Source organism: Pseudomonas zeae, assembly GCF_014268485.2.
GTDB lineage: Bacteria > Pseudomonadota > Gammaproteobacteria > Pseudomonadales > Pseudomonadaceae > Aquipseudomonas > Aquipseudomonas neuropathica.
The window spans coordinates 1,904,822-1,919,709 of sequence record NZ_CP077090.1; the positions used below are offsets into that span (position 1 = coordinate 1,904,822).

17 protein-coding genes are annotated in these 14,888 nt (G+C 60.0%); 10 read left to right on the forward strand and 7 right to left on the reverse strand.

What is annotated here, in order from left to right; translation table 11 throughout:
- Positions 1 to 297: 297 nt before the first annotated feature.
- The 4 genes from HU754_RS08440 to HU754_RS08455 all read left to right on the forward strand — a co-directional run bounded on the left by HU754_RS08440 (position 298) and on the right by HU754_RS08455 (position 4,571).
- The gene (locus HU754_RS08440) at positions 298 to 1,947 is read left to right on the forward strand and encodes a phosphoethanolamine transferase (protein ID WP_186622703.1); all 1,650 of its coding nucleotides are present in this window, start codon (positions 298 to 300) and stop codon (positions 1,945 to 1,947) included.
- A gap of 163 nt (positions 1,948 to 2,110) precedes the next feature.
- Positions 2,111 to 3,244, forward strand: a complete 1,134-nt coding sequence (gene rnd, locus HU754_RS08445) for a ribonuclease D (RefSeq protein ID WP_093438244.1) — start codon at positions 2,111 to 2,113, stop codon at positions 3,242 to 3,244.
- Complete coding sequence (locus HU754_RS08450; protein WP_093438239.1) at positions 3,241 to 3,534, forward strand: YcgL domain-containing protein; 294 nt, start codon at positions 3,241 to 3,243, stop codon at positions 3,532 to 3,534. The genes rnd and HU754_RS08450 overlap by 4 nt, the downstream gene beginning before the upstream one ends.
- A 104-nt stretch (positions 3,535 to 3,638) precedes the next feature.
- A complete protein-coding gene (locus HU754_RS08455; RefSeq protein ID WP_034153168.1) occupies positions 3,639 to 4,571 on the forward strand; it encodes a D-2-hydroxyacid dehydrogenase in 933 nt (310 codons plus the stop codon).
- Positions 4,572 to 4,694: 123 nt separating this feature from the next.
- On the opposite strand, the gene HU754_RS08460 is transcribed toward HU754_RS08455, so the two are convergent.
- Positions 4,695 to 5,288, reverse strand: a complete 594-nt coding sequence (locus tag HU754_RS08460; protein ID WP_186622705.1) for a nitroreductase family protein — start codon at positions 5,286 to 5,288, stop codon at positions 4,695 to 4,697.
- A 279-nt stretch (positions 5,289 to 5,567) separates the two neighbouring features.
- Between HU754_RS08460 and HU754_RS08465 the strand changes: the two genes are divergently transcribed.
- Both HU754_RS08465 and HU754_RS08470 read left to right on the forward strand, forming a co-directional pair.
- Positions 5,568 to 6,017 (forward strand): YcgN family cysteine cluster protein, encoded by a 450-nt coding sequence (locus HU754_RS08465; protein ID WP_093438229.1) that lies wholly within the window; start codon positions 5,568 to 5,570, stop codon positions 6,015 to 6,017.
- Between the two features lie 34 nt (positions 6,018 to 6,051).
- Positions 6,052 to 7,281, forward strand: a complete 1,230-nt coding sequence (locus HU754_RS08470; protein WP_186622707.1) for a hypothetical protein — start codon at positions 6,052 to 6,054, stop codon at positions 7,279 to 7,281.
- Positions 7,282 to 7,384: 103 nt separating this feature from the next.
- Here HU754_RS08470 and HU754_RS08475 read toward each other — a convergent pair whose 3' ends face one another.
- From HU754_RS08475 to HU754_RS08490, 4 genes are all read right to left on the reverse strand, one after another.
- Positions 7,385 to 7,762: a YgaP family membrane protein gene (locus HU754_RS08475; RefSeq protein WP_093438222.1), complete on the reverse strand. Its 378-nt coding sequence runs from the start codon at positions 7,760 to 7,762 to the stop codon at positions 7,385 to 7,387.
- A gap of 81 nt (positions 7,763 to 7,843) precedes the next feature.
- Positions 7,844 to 8,314: an RNA methyltransferase gene (locus HU754_RS08480; protein WP_007911337.1), complete on the reverse strand. Its 471-nt coding sequence runs from the start codon at positions 8,312 to 8,314 to the stop codon at positions 7,844 to 7,846.
- A gap of 191 nt (positions 8,315 to 8,505) precedes the next feature.
- The gene (locus tag HU754_RS08485) at positions 8,506 to 8,877 is read right to left on the reverse strand and encodes a YajD family HNH nuclease (protein WP_007911336.1); all 372 of its coding nucleotides are present in this window, start codon (positions 8,875 to 8,877) and stop codon (positions 8,506 to 8,508) included.
- A gap of 48 nt (positions 8,878 to 8,925) precedes the next feature.
- The gene (locus HU754_RS08490; RefSeq protein ID WP_186622708.1) at positions 8,926 to 9,612 is read right to left on the reverse strand and encodes a spermidine synthase; all 687 of its coding nucleotides are present in this window, start codon (positions 9,610 to 9,612) and stop codon (positions 8,926 to 8,928) included.
- A 79-nt stretch (positions 9,613 to 9,691) separates the two neighbouring features.
- Between HU754_RS08490 and HU754_RS08495 the strand changes: the two genes are divergently transcribed.
- The gene (locus HU754_RS08495) at positions 9,692 to 9,976 is read left to right on the forward strand and encodes a hypothetical protein (protein ID WP_093438214.1); all 285 of its coding nucleotides are present in this window, start codon (positions 9,692 to 9,694) and stop codon (positions 9,974 to 9,976) included.
- On the opposite strand, the gene HU754_RS08500 is transcribed toward HU754_RS08495, so the two are convergent.
- Both HU754_RS08500 and HU754_RS08505 read right to left on the reverse strand, forming a co-directional pair.
- Positions 9,973 to 10,446, reverse strand: coding sequence for a cyclic nucleotide-binding domain-containing protein (locus HU754_RS08500; protein WP_034153174.1), 474 nt, complete (start codon positions 10,444 to 10,446; stop codon positions 9,973 to 9,975). The two genes, HU754_RS08495 and HU754_RS08500, sit on opposite strands and share 4 nt — an antisense overlap.
- Before the next feature lie 203 nt (positions 10,447 to 10,649).
- A complete protein-coding gene (locus HU754_RS08505; RefSeq protein ID WP_186622710.1) occupies positions 10,650 to 12,704 on the reverse strand; it encodes a S9 family peptidase in 2,055 nt (684 codons plus the stop codon).
- Between the two features lie 237 nt (positions 12,705 to 12,941).
- Between HU754_RS08505 and HU754_RS08510 the strand changes: the two genes are divergently transcribed.
- From HU754_RS08510 to HU754_RS08520, 3 genes are read left to right on the forward strand one after another with little or no spacing between them, the layout of a single operon-like run.
- Positions 12,942 to 13,439 carry a hypothetical protein gene (locus tag HU754_RS08510; RefSeq protein ID WP_034153176.1) on the forward strand — a complete coding sequence of 166 codons (498 nt, stop codon included), beginning with the start codon at positions 12,942 to 12,944 and terminating at the stop codon, positions 13,437 to 13,439.
- 15 nt (positions 13,440 to 13,454) lie between these two features.
- A complete protein-coding gene (locus tag HU754_RS08515; RefSeq protein WP_008085906.1) occupies positions 13,455 to 14,231 on the forward strand; it encodes a class II glutamine amidotransferase in 777 nt (258 codons plus the stop codon).
- A 12-nt stretch (positions 14,232 to 14,243) separates the two neighbouring features.
- Entirely contained in the window at positions 14,244 to 14,786 is a 543-nt protein-coding gene (locus HU754_RS08520) for a DUF2937 family protein (protein ID WP_007911321.1), read from the forward strand.
- Positions 14,787 to 14,888 lie beyond the last annotated feature (102 nt).

Here is a 14,888-nt window from a genome sequence, read left to right on the forward strand (position 1 = left end):
CCTGCTCGCGAAAGCGGATTGTCTGTCGGCAAAAGTGTTGAATGTGCCGGCCTCTTCGCGAGCAGGCTCGCTCCCACAATGGACAGCCGTGCTGTTTTTCTGAATAAAACCCGAACCATTCTCAAATACGTCACACGTTTCATCGCTTTGCCGAAAGCCAACTAATCGTTGGCGTCTTTTTCACAAAAAATTGATGGTTGCCTGCTTAAAGTTTCTCGTGCCTTAGTTAATGAAATTTTCACAATTGAAATTTCTGTCATTGACCGAGGCTCTTCTTTTCAGGAATCGCCCATTTCTATGTTGAAGTTAAAAGCCGTGCGCCCGGAATGGGTGACGTTGATTGCCAGCGCCTTTCTTTTAATTGGCTGCAATTTTGTCCTTTGGCAGCACCTGTTCGAGATCACCGCCGCCGATGGCAAGGGCATCGCCATGCGCGTGGCGTTCGGGGTGATGATCCTTGCAGCATTCAACATCGTGCTGACGCTTCTGGCATTCCGACCGTTGCTCAAACCAGTGTTGACCCTGATATTTCTGATCAGCGCCGGCGTGGCTTATTTCATGAGTCAATATGGCGTCATGATCGATGCCGGCATGTTTCGCAACTTTGCCGAAACCAATGCAACGGAAGTGCGTGATCTGCTCTCGTTGAAGTTGTTTGCTTATATTCTATTGCTCGGTGTATTACCGTCCTGGTTGTTGTGGAAAGTGCCAGTCAACTATCGTCGATGGCACCGTGAGTTAATCAGCAAGGTTATTGTCGGTGTTGCTTCTGTGGCGGTGATTGGTGGGGTGGCGCTGGCCAACTATCAGGGCTTGTCATCGCTGTTTCGCAATCACCACGAAATTCGCTTGATGCTGGTGCCGAGTAATTACATCGGTGCTTCGGCGGGTTATCTACGTGAGCAAGTGGTCTCGGCGCGGCAGCCATTCATCAAGATCGGCGAGGACGCCGAGCGCAATCCGGATGTGAAGCTTCAACCGCGTAAATCGCTGACCGTGCTGGTGGTGGGTGAAAGTGCCCGGGCGGAGAACTTCGGCATCCTCGGTTACCACCGTGACACCACGCCGACACTCGATAAGGAAGCCGGCCTGATCGCTTTCACTGACGTGCATTCCTGCGGGACGGAAACGGCGGTATCGGTGCCGTGCATGTTCTCCAACATGGGCCGCAAGGATTATGACGCCAGCAAGGCGAAGAATGAGGAAGGCCTGCTCGATGTGCTCAAACGTGCCGGTATCGATGTGATCTGGCGTGACAACCAGTCCGGCTGCAAAGGCACTTGCGACCGGGTCACCCTGCAAGATGTCAGCAACCTGAAAGACCCGGCGCTGTGTGCCAACAGCGAGTGCCGCGACGAAATCCTCCTGCAAGGTCTGCAAAGTTTTATCGACCATCTGGACAAGGACACCGTGCTGGTTTTGCACCAGATGGGCAGTCACGGCCCGGAATACTTCAAGCGTTATCCCAAGGAATACGAGCACTTCACCCCGGTGTGTGAAAGTAACGCGCTGAACAATTGCAGCCGCGAAAGTATCGTCAACGGTTACGACAACACGCTGGTGTATACCGATCACGTGCTGTCGAGCCTGATCGATGTATTGCGCAGCAATCAGGACAAAGTTGATACCGCGATGTTGTACCTGTCGGACCACGGTGAGTCGCTTGGCGAGTACAACTTGTTCCTGCACGGTACGCCTTACATGTTGGCGCCAGAGCAACAAAAGCATGTAGCAATGCTGGCGTGGTTCTCCGATAACTATCAGAAGGCTTATTCGGTCGACACGCATTGCCTGCAAATGAGCCGCGACAAACCACTGAGCCAGGACAACCTGTTCCACTCGATGCTTGGCCTGCTCGAGGTCAGGAGCAAGGTCTATCAGCCGGGTCTGGACATGTTTGCCGGTTGCCGTGGTGCGGTGATCGACGGCGTACTCGCCAAGGACTGAGGCCAATCGGCTCCGTCGTTCTGATACGACGGGGCTTTCTGCTTCTTTTGTCAGACTATTCTTGCTCTCTGGCAGGACATTTCGTTACAGCTCTTGCCCTTCACAGGCGCGTAAATCGCCAGTGGCGATATATACTGCGCGCCATTCTTCAAGGGAGAGCCGTGTGGCCATCGATATTCACTGGATTCGCGACAACGAAAGCCTCGCGCAGTTTTGCGCCGAGTGGCAGCAGCTGCCGTTCGTTGCCCTCGACACCGAATTCATGCGGGTCGACACCTTCTACCCGATTGCCGGCCTGTTGCAGGTGGGCGACGGCAAACGCGCCTACCTGATCGATCCGCTGACCATCAATGCCTGGCAACCGCTGGCTGCGTTGCTGGAGAACCCGGCGGTACTCAAAGTCCTGCACGCCTGCAGCGAAGACCTCGAAGTGCTGTTGCGCCTGACCGGCAGCCTGCCGGCCCCGATGTTCGACACGCAACTGGCCGCCGCTTACCTGAACCTCGGTTTCTCGATGGGTTATTCGCGACTGGTGCAGGAAGTGCTCGGCATTGAACTGCCGAAGGGCGAGACCCGTTCCGACTGGTTGCAGCGTCCGTTGTCCGAGACGCAAATCAGCTACGCCGCCGAAGATGCGGTGCATCTGGCGGAGGTTTTCGTACAGCTGCGACCGAAACTGTCTGACGACAAATTCGCCTGGGTGCTGGAGGACGGCGCTGAGCTGGTCGCCAACCTGCGCCGTGAAACCGACCCGTACGAGGTCTATCGCGAGGCCAAACTGGCGTGGAAACTCTCCCGTGCGCAACTGGCGGTTCTGCGTGAACTGTGCGCCTGGCGGGAAAAGGAAGCCCGCGCCCGCGATCTGCCGCGCAACCGCATCGTCCGCGAGCATTCGCTGTGGCCACTGGCCCGCACGCAACCGGACAACCTCGCGGCGCTGGGCAAAATCGAAGACATGCACCCGCGTACCGTGCGTCAGGACGGCCAATTTCTGCTTGATCTGATCAAGCGCTCTGGCAGTGTGGGGCCTGATCAATGGCCGCCCGCCGTAGCGGAGCCATTGCCGATCGAAGCCGCCGCGTTGATCAAACAATTGCGCGCATTGGGCCAGGCTGAGGCCGAGCGTCTGGGCATTGCCCCGGAACTGATGCTGCGCAAGAAAACCCTCGAAGCCCTGGTCAAAAGCGGCTATCCCGAGGGTCCTTACCAATTGCCTGAGTCGTTGCGTGGCTGGCGCCGCGAACTCATGGGCCAGAAGCTGCTCGACAGCCTGGCCACCGCCGGAGAACAGCCTTGAAACGTATTTGCTCTATTTACCAAAGCTCGAAGCGCAAGGGCATGTATCTCTATGTGCTCAAGAGCGATGAGCTGGAACGCGTGCCCGAGGCCCTGATGGCGGCTTTCGGCAAAGCCATATTTGCCTTCAGTCTGGTGTTGACGCCTGAGCGCAAACTGGCCAGCGAGGACATCGTCGTGGTCCTGGAAAACCTCGACAAGCAGGGCTACCACCTGCAAATGCCGCCGGCCGAGGACGAGTACATCGAGCACTTGCCCGAAGAGTTGCTGCGACGCAACGACCCGGTCTGATCTGCGCGGCTCTGTTCTGAGTCTCGGTTTACCCTGGAACTGTTTTTACCGCGATGGCCGGCTTAATCCGGCGGCCGTCTGCACGGTTTGCGAAAGGTTTGAAGATGCGCGTTCTGATTGCCGAACACGACCACGCGATATACGCCCGGCTGCTGCGTCAGGCAGCACCCGAGCTTGAAGTACTGACCAGCGGCGACTCCGCCGAGCTGGCCCGTCAGGCCGCCGATTGTCCGGTGTGGCTGGGGCAGCCGGATTTGCTCGCGACTCTGTTGCGCCAGGGGCACCAGCCACAATGGCTGCAATCGACCTGGGCCGGTATCACACCTTTGCTCGCTGACGGCTTGCGCCGCGATTACCGTTTGACCCGTGCAGTGGGGATTTTCGGTCAGGTGATGGCCGAGTATGTGCTGACCTACATTCTTGGCCATGAGCGCGAAGTGCTGGCGCGACTGGTCAGCCAGGTCGAGCGTAAATGGGACAACCGCAGCGGCCAGAGCCTGGTCGGGCGCAAAGTGCTGATCGTCGGCACCGGCGATATCGGCCAGAGTGTCGCGCAGTTCCTGCTGCCGTTCGGCATAGAGCTGTACGGGATTGCCAGCAGCGCCCGTGAGCAGGCGCCGTTTGTCGAGGTCGGTTCGATGGCTGATCTGCCGCGACTGGTGGGTGAAGTGGATTACGTGGTCAATCTGCTGCCGAACACCGAACACACCCACGATATCTACGACGCGGCGCTGTTCAAGCAATTCAAGCCAACCGGGTTGTTCATCAACGCCGGGCGCGGTGTCGCGGTGGTCGATGCCGACCTGGTGGAAGCGTTGAAGGAAGGCCATCTGGCGGGGGCGGTGATCGACGTTTGCCGTCAGGAACCACTGCCGCAACGCCATCCATTCTGGACCGCTTGGGGCTTGCTGCTGACCGGGCACAGTTCGGCGCCGACGTCACCGGCGTTGATGGTGCAGCTGTTTGTCGAGAACCTGAAGGCGTATCAAGCGGGTGAAGCGTTGCGCGGGGAAGTGGATTTCAACCGCGGCTACTGACACACCACAATCAATGTAGGAGTGAGCCTGCTCGCGATGGCGGTGTGTCAGACAGCATTAATGTCGACTGACACGGCCTCATCGCGAGCAGGCTCACTCCTACACTTGGTTTTGCGCTGTGGCTTAGAGGGTGAAGTCGCCTTCCGCCGCCAGTTCATTCAGCGGGCGGCGCGGGCTCGGCTCTTCACGGGCCTGCAGGTATTCAGCCAGCGTTGCCTTGTCACCGAGCTTGCCGACGGCAACGGCCGCATGCAGCGCATAACCTTCAGGAATGTTCAGCTCCTTGCGCGTCAGTTCCTGATCGAACCCGGCCATGCCGTGGGTGTGCCAGCCACTGAGGCTTGCTTGCAGCGCCAGATGGCCCCACGCCGAGCCGGTGTCGAAGGTATGCCACAGCGCCGGGGTTTCTTCAGTGGCGCCTGGTGCAGTGAAGGTGGTTTTCGAAATCACGATTACCAAGGCCGAGGCATGCTGCGCCCAGCTACGGTTGAATTCGTTGAGCAGACCCAGATAACGCTCCCAGTTTGGCGTATCGCGACGCGCATAGAGGAAACGCCAAGGCTGCGAGTTGTACGCCGAGGGCGCCCAGCGTGCGGCTTCGAAGAAGCTCAGCAGGGTTTCTTCCGGGATCGCTTCGCCAGTGAAGGCGCGCGGCGACCAGCGGTCGGTGAATTGCGGGTGAATGGCGTAATCGGCAACGCGTGGGTTGGCACTCATCAAGAGATTCCTTGCTACGTTTGAGTCAGGGATTTGAATGAAAACCCGGCGGGATCAGTTGCGCTGAGCGATGGGGTTTTCCGAGCCTGAGGGTTCACCACAATGCAACGCGGTCGAGCGTTAATGGCTTGCGGGCAAGGCTCCTTGCGACTGGCAAAGCTACGCGCCGCCACAAAAACTGACAAGCCCCGCGCAACCGGCAGTCGCCGGCGCTTGGCCCGCAAGGCCTTGGGCACTAGACTGGCGGCCTTTTCACCACCTGATGTTGATGCTTGAGCCATGGCCGCCAAAGTCGAACCGTTCTGGAAACGCAAAACCCTCGATCAACTCGATCACCAGGAATGGGAATCGCTGTGCGACGGCTGTGGTCTGTGCTGCCTGCAAAAGCTTGAGGATGAGGAAGACAACAGCGTTTATTACACGCGCATTGCCTGCAAACTGCTGGACCTGAAAACCTGCCAGTGCAGCGATTATCCGAACCGCATCAAGTTTGTCCCGGACTGCATCCAGCTCACCCCGGGGCAGGCCGAAGAGTTCAAATGGCTGCCGCCGACCTGCGGTTATCGACTGGTCAGCGAGGGCAAGGATCTACCGTTGTGGCACCACCTGGTCTGCGGCGATCGCGACGCGGTGCACCACGAGCGGATTTCCCAGTCCGGGCGCATGCTCGCCGAAGGCAGCGTGCCGGAGGATGACTGGGAAGATCACCTGATTTTCCGCGCGGGCTGATACCTGCTGATTCAAGCTTTACCAAGGAGTGCGTATGGCTGTCGGATTGCAGCGAGTGTTGATGATGGCGCTGCTGGCGCTAAGCGCCCCGGTGTGGGCGGCGAAGAAAGTCGATCTGGATTATCACGTGCGCCTGTTGCCGCAAAGCGATCAGGCCGAGGTGCGCCTGACCCTGGGCAAAGGCGAGGCGGTGCGCAGTCTCGATTTCGACCTTGGCGACGGCAGCCATTACAGCGACTTCAAGGCAGACGGCCAATGGCTGCTGACCCCCGGCAAAAACGCACGGGGCGTCTGGCGCCCGACCAGTGACAAGGCCAGCCTGACTTACCGCGTGCGCATCAGCCACGGACGCAAGAACGGCAGTTTCGACACCCGCATGACCCCCAGCTGGGCATTGATGCGTGGCGATGAACTGGTGCCGCCAGCCAAACTCGATCAGCAGGACGGCACCGAACTGGTCGCGCGCCTGCAATTCGAATTGCCCGATGGCTGGAAAAGTATCGAAACCGCCTGGCCGCGTATCGGCAAGAACAAATTCCGCATCGACAACCCGTCACGCCTGTTTGATCGTCCGACGGGCTGGATGCTCGCCGGCCATCTCGGCAGCCGCCGTACGCGCCTGGGCGAAACCGAAGTCACTGTGGCCTCGCCGCAAGGGCAGGGCATGCGCCGGATGGACGTGCTGACCCTGCTTACGTTCGTCTGGCCGCAGGTGCAGGCGGTTTATCCACGCCATCCGGCGAAACTGTTGATCGTCGGCGCCAATGACCCGATGTGGCGCGGCAGCCTCGGCGCACATGAATCCATCTACGTGAACACGCGATTGCCGCTGGTCAGCGAAAGCGGCAGCAGTGCGCTGGTGCGCGAGCTGGCGCAGGTGTTCGGGCGGATTAACGACGAGCAGCGCAGCGACTGGATCAGCGAGGGTTTTGCCGAGTATTACGCCATTGAACTGGTGCGCCGTGCCGGCGGCATGAGCGATGAACGTTATCAGGCGCTACAGACGAAGCTGGCCAGGGACGGCCAGAAAGTCACGACGTTGCGCGGCGAGCAGATCAGCCCGGCGCAGGTGGCGAAAGCAGTGGTGGTGTTGCAGGAACTGGATCGCGAGATTCGCTTGAAGACGCGCAACAAGCGTTCGCTGGATGATGTGTTGCGTGGGGCGATGCATCTGGGGACGGTGAGTACCAAGGGGTTTGTGCAGCTGGCCGAGAGCGTTCTTGGCGAGTCATCCAAAGTCCTTGATACCGTGTTGCTTCAGTAATACCGCTTTCGCGAGCAGGCTCGCTCCCACAGGGAAATGCATTTCAAAAGGTGGGAGCGAGCCTGCTCGCGAAGGGGTCATTAGCCCCACCGCAACTCTTGGATCAAACCCCGGCTTTCGGCGACTTCACCGAATCATTGCCGGTCACGGTGGCGGTGCTGGTCGCCGCCTCGGCATTGGCTTTCAGCTTGCTCAACTCTTCCCCGGCCCGTTCGATCTTCGCCCGCACATTGTTCATGTCCTGACGACTCTTCTCGATCAGGCTTTTCATCGAGCTGTGCCCGGTAATCCCGCGCGCCATGGCCACGCCGCCAATCGCCACCTGAATCAAACCGAACACACCGCCACGGCGCAGGCCCTTGCCGACCATGATCACGCCGCCCGCCAGCGAGCCGATGCGCTCCCAGCCTTCGACGTTCTGCTCGGAACGGCTCTGGAACGGGGTGGATTCGATACGTTCGACACGTTTGAGCTCGGTCATGATCTTTCTCCAGGCAATGAGTAATGGATAAACAAGCTGACTGCCGGAGCGGTCAGCTCGTTCCATCGGATCTGCGATGTTTCAGCGGAATTTGGGCCCGGAGCGGGTGTTCAAGCCCTTGGCCATGCGGTCGTAAAGCACGACGTTGACCGTGGCGGCGAGGTTCATGCAGCCAGTGGTCGGGATGTACACGACGTCTTCGCACCAGTCGCGGATCTCTTTGTCCAGCGAACCGTCTTCAGGGCCGAAGATATACAGGGCGCGATCCGGGTGGGTGTATTCCGGCAGCGGGCGGGCGCCTTCGACCAGTTCCACGGCGACGGGCACGCAGTTGAGCGGGAGGATCTTTTTCAGGTCATCGATGCCGATCAGCGGGATGTCGTAGTGCACGCGTTTGGTGTCGGTGACGAAGTCGGCGGCGCGTTCATAACGTTTGCCGGTGTAGAACACCGAGGCCACGCCGTAGCAGCCTGCGGCGCGCATCACCGAACCGACGTTTTCCGGTGATTTGGGGTTATACAAACCAATGCAGCTGTACCGTTTGTCTGCCACGAGCGGGGTGCCTTCGGGAAAAAGAGCGCGATTATAGGGGATTGGGGGAGGGCGGGCAGATTCGAGATCTGCGGTGTCTGGCCGGCCGCCTTCGCGAGCAGGCTCGCTCCCACATTGATTTTATGTACACCACCAATCAAATGTGGGAGCGAGCCTGCTCGCGAAGGGGCCAGTTCAGGCGCTGAAGATCATCAGTCTTCTTTCTTCATCAACCCGGCCAATGCAGCAAACGGGTTATGCGTCGCCTTGGCGATCTTCGGCGTGCTCAGCGAGCCTTCGCTGAAATACTGCTGGTCGGTATAGCGCGAGTGTTCGTTGTCGTGGCAATACAGGCACAACAGCTCCCAGTTCGAGCCGTCCTGCGGGTTGTTGTCGTGGTTGTGGTCGCGGTGGTGCACGGTCAGTTCGCTCAGGCGCTTGCCGGAAAACTCACGGGTACAGCGGCCACAGACGTGCGGGTACATCTTCAGGGCTTTGTCGCGGTAGCCCATTTCCTTGTCGCGCTGGTTGTCGGCGAGGATGCGATCCAGCTTCGACGTGTTGGTTGGGGTGGACGAACTCATGGGTTCACCTTTGTAAAAGACTGATGACGGTTATACGCAGAGTTTAGCTCAGCCCTTGAGCTTCTCGGCAATCCAGATCGTGTGGCGCGTGCCCTTGTTGCCGTGGGCGAAGACCTGGACTTCTTCGGCCTTGAAACCGGCCTTCTTCAATTTGTCGGAAAACAGCCGGTCGGCGCTGGCCGACCACACCGCTAGCACGCCTTTCGGGCGCAGGGCTTTGGCGCAGGCATTCAGACCAGCGGCGGAGTACAGCCAGCTGTTGGCTTTCTGGGTCAGGCCTTCGGGGCCGTTGTCGACGTCGAGCATGATTGCGTCGAAACCGTTCTGCTCACTTTGCAGGACCTTGGCCACGTCTTCCTGACGGATCACCGTGCGCGGATCCAGCAGCGGTCGACCGGACTTTTCGCCGAGCGGGCCACGGTTCCACTCGACCACGCCGGGGACCAGCTCCGCGACCACCACTTCGGCAGTCTTGCCCAGATGCTTGAGCGCGGAGGCGAGGGTGAACCCCATGCCCAGACCGCCGATCAGCACCCGCGAATTCGGCCGGCCAGCGACCTTGCGGCACGGAATTTCGGCCAGCGCATCTTCGGAACCGTGCATGCGCGTGTTCATCAATTGTCCGCCGTCGCCGCCCTGGATCTTGATGACAAAATCCTCGCCATACTCGAACAGGCACAGGGCACCGCCGCTTTCAGGGATCGGGGTGGTGTCGAGCAGAACGAAACGTTTCATGGAAATCTCTACAAGGGGGAAGGCAAGCAGGCCCGTTGGGAGTAGCCTGAGCGCAGACTAAGGCCAAACGGAGCCCTTGATGAAGCGCACCATTCTAACGGTCATTGCCCTGGCCGCGCTCTCGATTACTGCAGTGCAGGCGCAGCAGGTCGTTCCAGTCAGCCCGGCGCCGCAACCCGGCTCGCCTGGCACCGCTACACCGACACCGTATCCGCAGATCACGCCGATCAACATTCCCAAGTCGGGTGCCGGCAGTGGCAGCCCGCCGCTGGTGCCGATTGAAATGCCCAGCCCGCCGAGCAAGGATCAACCGGTGCCGGGCATTGAGCCAGGCGGCACCAAAGCGAAAAACCCCGGCGGTTAAACCTGTTGCGCCGCCAGTTGACCGTCGGCCATGCGCAGGCGTTTCGACAGCGAGACGGCGAGGGCGCGGATGATCTTCGCGGCGATCTTCGGCGCGTCGTTGAGCATTTTTTCCAGCGAATCCTTGCCGAGGTTCAATAGCTGACAGTTTGTCGCCGCCACGCACGTTGCCGAGCGTCGTTCGCCATCGAGCACGGCCATTTCGCCGAAGGCCCGACCGCTGCGCAGGGTGGCCATGGTGATTACCTGGCCATCGGGGCCGGTTTTCTGCACGGCGACCTGGCCGGTGTGGAGGATGCACATGAAACTGCCGGCATCGCCCTCGCGGAAAATCGCCTCGCCCTCAGCCACGGTACTGATGCTGAAGTAGCCGGAAGCGGCCGCAAAGTCGGCCAGCTGCAATTGATCGAACAGGCCGCAGTCCATCAGCCAGTCGCGGATTTCGTTGTTCAGGAAGGTCGGTTCTGACATGTCGTCACGGTCTTTTTGTTTTCACTGTTTCAGGCTTCACACGGTCCCCCTGTAGGAGCGAGCCTGCTCGCGATAGCGGTATGTCAGTTACCAATGACTTGAATGACAAACCGCTATCGCGAGCAGGCTCACTCCTACAGGGGATCTGTGGGGTATCGGCCTCTTGGGTCTGCAATTAAGACCCAAGTGACCAACGGAGTTCCTCAGGCCAGCCCCAAAACCTTGAAAACAAATGCGTATTCGAGTGCTACGTCACGTAATCCCTGATAACGCCCGCTCATCCCGCCATGCCCGGCGCCCAGTTCAGTCTTGAGCAGCAGCACGTTGTCGTCGGTTTTGGATGCACGCAGTTTCGCCACCCACTTGGCCGCTTCCCAGTACTGCACGCGGCTGTCGTTGTAACCGGCGATCACCAGCGTCGCTGGATAATCCTGCGCACTGACGTTTTCGTACGGCGCATAAGCCTTGATCCGCTCGTAAACCTCCGGCTCTTCGGGATTGCCCCACTCGTCGTACTCGGTAACGGTCAGCGGCAGTTCCGGGTCGAGCATGGTATTGAGCACATCGACGAACGGCACTTCAGCAATTGCCACGCCGAACAGATCCGGACGCTGGTTTAGCACCGCGCCAATCAGCAAACCACCCGCGCTGCCGCCGCTGATCGCCAGTTTATCGGCCGTGGTAATGCCGTTGAGGATCAGAAATTCGGCGCAGGCAATGAAGTCGCTGAAGGTGTTGTGTTTGTGTTCCTGCTTACCGGCGCGATACCAGGCCTCGCCCAATTCACCGCCGCCGCGCACATGCGCAATCGCGAAGGCCATGCCGCGATCCAGAAGGCTCAGGCGGGCGTGGGAGAACCACGGATCAAGACTCGAACCGTAAGCGCCATAACCGTAGAGATACAGCGGCACGGCTTTGCCAACCATGTCGCGCTTCATCACCAGGCTGATCGGCACTTGCGTACCGTCCGGCGCAGTCGCCCACAGGCGTTGGCTGACGTAGGCATCGGCGTCGAACGGGCCGAGCACCGGGGTTTCTTTCAACACTGCTTGTTCGCCGCTGGCGAGGATCAGTTGGCGAACTTGCGCCGGACGGTTCAACGCCTCATAGCGCAGGCGAATGCGGTCGCTCTCGAACTCCAGGCTGTTTTGCACATAGAGACTGTAGGCCGCGTCCGGCAATTGCACGCGATAAGGCGCCAGACCGTGTGGGTGAACTTCTATGATCGGCAGGCCGCCCTCGCGCAGGCTCAGGGTCATGGCCTCGGTGTTGAGGCTGACGCCATCGAGCATCACCGTATCGCTGTGGGGGATCAGGTTCTGCCAGTCGGCTTCGGTCGGCGCGGTGCCGCTGTCCGGTGCCTGATACAGCGCGTAGTTGATGCCGTCACGGTTGGTGCGGATAAACCATGTCCACACGCCATTGAGCAGGCCGTGATCGACATCATATTCATGATCCTCGACCCGTGGCGCCAGGCAGGTGAACGGCAGGTGCGGCTGGTGGGCGTCGAGCGCCCAGACTTCGCTGGTGGTCTTGCTGCCCAGCGACAGGAGCAACTGCTGTTCGGAGCTGGAGCGGTAGCAATGCAGGAAGAAGCGCCCGTCCGGCTCGTGGAAAACTTCTTCGGCAGCGGTGCCGTCGAGGCGGTAGCGGAAGAGTTTGTGCGGGCGGTGCGTGTCGTCGAGTACGCCGAAGAACAGGGTCAGGCTGTCATTGGCCCAGGTCATGCTGCCGTCGCAGTCTTCGAATTCCAGTTCGCTGACTTTGTCGTTGGCCAGTTCCTTGACAAACAACGTGTAAATCTCATCGCCCGAAGCGTCGACGCTGTAGGCCAGACGCTGGTGATCCGGGCTGATACTGAATGCACCCAGCGAGAAGAAACCGCCGTTGGCCAGTACATTCGGGTCGAGCAGCAGTTGTTCGCGACTTTCATCGAGGCTCAGGCTGTCGTCCGCCGGACGCGGGCAGCGGTAATGCCGGGCGTATTCATCGCCCGCTGTGGTGCGCGTGTAATACAGGTAAGGGCCCCACGGCGAGGGCAGGGACAGGTCGGTTTCCAGAATCCTGCCCTTGATCTCTTCGAACAGGCTTTCACGCAGCTCGGCCTGATCGGCGGTTTGCGCTTCCTGGTAGGCGTTTTCGGCCTTGAGGTAATCGAGTACCGCGTCGGTGTCGCGCTCCTGCAGCCAGGCATACGGGTCGGCACCGGGCGCCTTGTGGGCAATCGGGGCACTGAGGACGTTGGCGGATTCGGGCATGAAAGGCTCTCGGACAATTTACGGAATAAGGGTTTTCGCGGATCTTGAAACCGCCGCAGCCCCCTGTGGGAGCGAGCTTGCTCGCGAAGGCGTCGTGTCAGATGACATTTGTTTCACTGACCCACCGCTTTCGCGAGCAAGCTCGCTCCCACAGGGTTTGCTGCTGGCCGTCTGGTATTGGGACAAGCCGCACGGGCGAAAAGTCGTTACTATAAGCGCCTCTTTGCCTGCCTTGCCATGGACACCATGACCGAGAACGACTATCTGATCGCCTGGGGCCTCTACGCCTTTGCTGCTGTGGGCTGCCTGTTGGTATGGATGCGCCTGACCACCTGGATGTGGCGCTGGTTGCGCGAACCGCTGCGCGTCTTGATGGCCGTGTTGCTGTTCAGCCCGACCATCATTGATCCGGTGAAAGCCAAAGTTGCGCCGTCCATCGCCATTACTGCGCTGGATCTGGCCTTCAAGGTCGGCAACAACGCCTGGCGAGCGATCTCCGATCTGTTCATGTACAGCATGATCGCTTTCGGCATCTACCTGATCTTTGTGCTGATCCGCTTTCCGATCGAACGGGCTTCCCGTGCGCGTCGTGAACAGGCAGAGGCCGCCAAAGCAGCTGCCCGCGCTGATGACCGCGACGACGATCAGCCGTTTGGCGGCGCCGGCGATGACCGCTATGGCCGTCCACCTCTGCCAAACAATCCGCAGCGTATGCGGGTCGAGCCGCGCCTGTAACCCGAGAGTCCGCACATGTGTGAATTACTGGGCATGAGTGCCAACGTGCCTACCGATATCGTGTTCAGCTTCACCGGCCTGATGCAGCGCGGCGGCCGCACCGGCCCGCACCGCGACGGCTGGGGCATCGCCTTTTATGAAGGCCGTGGCTTGCGTCTGTTTCAGGACCCGGCCGCGAGTTGCGAGTCGGAAGTCGCCAATCTGGTGCAGCGCTATCCGATCAAGAGTGAAGTGGTCATCGGCCACATCCGCCAGGCCAATGTCGGCAAGGTCTGCCTGTCCAACACCCACCCGTTCGTCCGTGAACTCTGGGGACGCAACTGGTGCTTTGCGCACAACGGCCAGCTCGCCGATTTCACCCCGATCAAAAGCTTCTACCGGCCGGTCGGCGATACCGACAGCGAAGCGGCGTTCTGCGATTTGCTTAACCGCGTGCGTGCAGCATTCCCGGAGCCGGTCGATATAGAAGCGCTGTTGCCGGATCTGGTCGCTGCGTGCGCCGAATATCGCAGCAAAGGCGTGTTCAACTGCCTGCTCAGCGATGGCGACTGGCTGTTCTGCTATTGCTCGACCAAACTCGCCCAGATCACCCGCCGCGCCCCGTTCGGCCCGGCGCGCCTGAAAGATGTCGACGTGATCGTCGATTTCCAGGCGGAAACCACGCCCAACGACGTGGTCACCGTGATCGCCACCGAGCCTTTGACCGAAAACGAAACCTGGACCCGCTACGAACCGGGCCAATGGAGCCTGTGGCGACGCGGCGAATGCGTCAGTCAGGGCAAGACCGAATAAGGATTGCACCCCATGTTGCTCAGTTATGTACGGCTGGTGTTGTTTGCGGCGGGCCTGTTGATCGGTGTCCAGGTGCCAGGCTTCATCAACGATTACGCGAAACGCGTGGAGGCGCACCTGATCGAGGCGCAGACCGGCCTGCGCGGTTTTCAGGGCACCGCCGAGCAGTTTTTCAAGGGCGATATGCAGGCGCTGGTGGCGCATTACCGCGCCAGTGAAGACCCGGTATTTCGCAGCGATGCCGACAGCCTGAGCACCTTGCTCAGCCGTCAGATCGCGCTGGACAAGCAGTTCCAGGCGATGCAAGGGCCGTGGTACATCCGCTTCCTGCAAGTGGTGCTGGCCGCCGACCCGGACATTCGCAAGGAAACCTGGAATGGCTACAGCTACCAGATCCTGCTGACGCCGGAAGCGATGATCTGGGGCATGAGCGGCGCGTTGCTGCTGTCGTTCGGCATTGAATGCCTGTTCCGCTTGATCGACTGGGTCGTACTCGGTGGCCGGCGTCTGCGCCAGAGCCGGCCGATCGAAGACCGCGACGTGCGCGGTCTCTGAGATCAGCGCAGCAAGGATCGTTCCCACGCTCTGCGTGGGAATGCCTCAACGGACGCTCCGCGTTCGGCTTTTGGAAGGGACGCGGAGCGTCCCGGGCGGCAT

Bases quoted from the DNA above. Each gene is read 5' to 3' on its own strand.
- HU754_RS08440 (WP_186622703.1), top strand. From the start codon at position 298: ATGTTGAAGTTAAAAGCCGTGCGCCCGGAATGGGTGACGTTGATTGCC.
- HU754_RS08455 (WP_034153168.1), top strand. From the start codon at position 3,639: ATGCGCGTTCTGATTGCCGAACACGACCACGCGATATACGCCCGGCTG.
- HU754_RS08460 (WP_186622705.1), bottom strand. From the start codon at position 5,288: ATGAGTGCCAACCCACGCGTTGCCGATTACGCCATTCACCCGCAATTC.
- HU754_RS08465 (WP_093438229.1), top strand. From the start codon at position 5,568: ATGGCCGCCAAAGTCGAACCGTTCTGGAAACGCAAAACCCTCGATCAA.
- HU754_RS08470 (WP_186622707.1), top strand. From the start codon at position 6,052: ATGGCTGTCGGATTGCAGCGAGTGTTGATGATGGCGCTGCTGGCGCTA.
- HU754_RS08475 (WP_093438222.1), bottom strand. From the start codon at position 7,762: ATGACCGAGCTCAAACGTGTCGAACGTATCGAATCCACCCCGTTCCAG.
- HU754_RS08485 (WP_007911336.1), bottom strand. From the start codon at position 8,877: ATGAGTTCGTCCACCCCAACCAACACGTCGAAGCTGGATCGCATCCTC.
- HU754_RS08490 (WP_186622708.1), bottom strand. From the start codon at position 9,612: ATGAAACGTTTCGTTCTGCTCGACACCACCCCGATCCCTGAAAGCGGC.
- HU754_RS08495 (WP_093438214.1), top strand. From the start codon at position 9,692: ATGAAGCGCACCATTCTAACGGTCATTGCCCTGGCCGCGCTCTCGATT.
- HU754_RS08500 (WP_034153174.1), bottom strand. From the start codon at position 10,446: ATGTCAGAACCGACCTTCCTGAACAACGAAATCCGCGACTGGCTGATG.
- HU754_RS08505 (WP_186622710.1), bottom strand. From the start codon at position 12,704: ATGCCCGAATCCGCCAACGTCCTCAGTGCCCCGATTGCCCACAAGGCG.
- HU754_RS08510 (WP_034153176.1), top strand. From the start codon at position 12,942: ATGGACACCATGACCGAGAACGACTATCTGATCGCCTGGGGCCTCTAC.
- HU754_RS08515 (WP_008085906.1), top strand. From the start codon at position 13,455: ATGTGTGAATTACTGGGCATGAGTGCCAACGTGCCTACCGATATCGTG.
- HU754_RS08520 (WP_007911321.1), top strand. From the start codon at position 14,244: ATGTTGCTCAGTTATGTACGGCTGGTGTTGTTTGCGGCGGGCCTGTTG.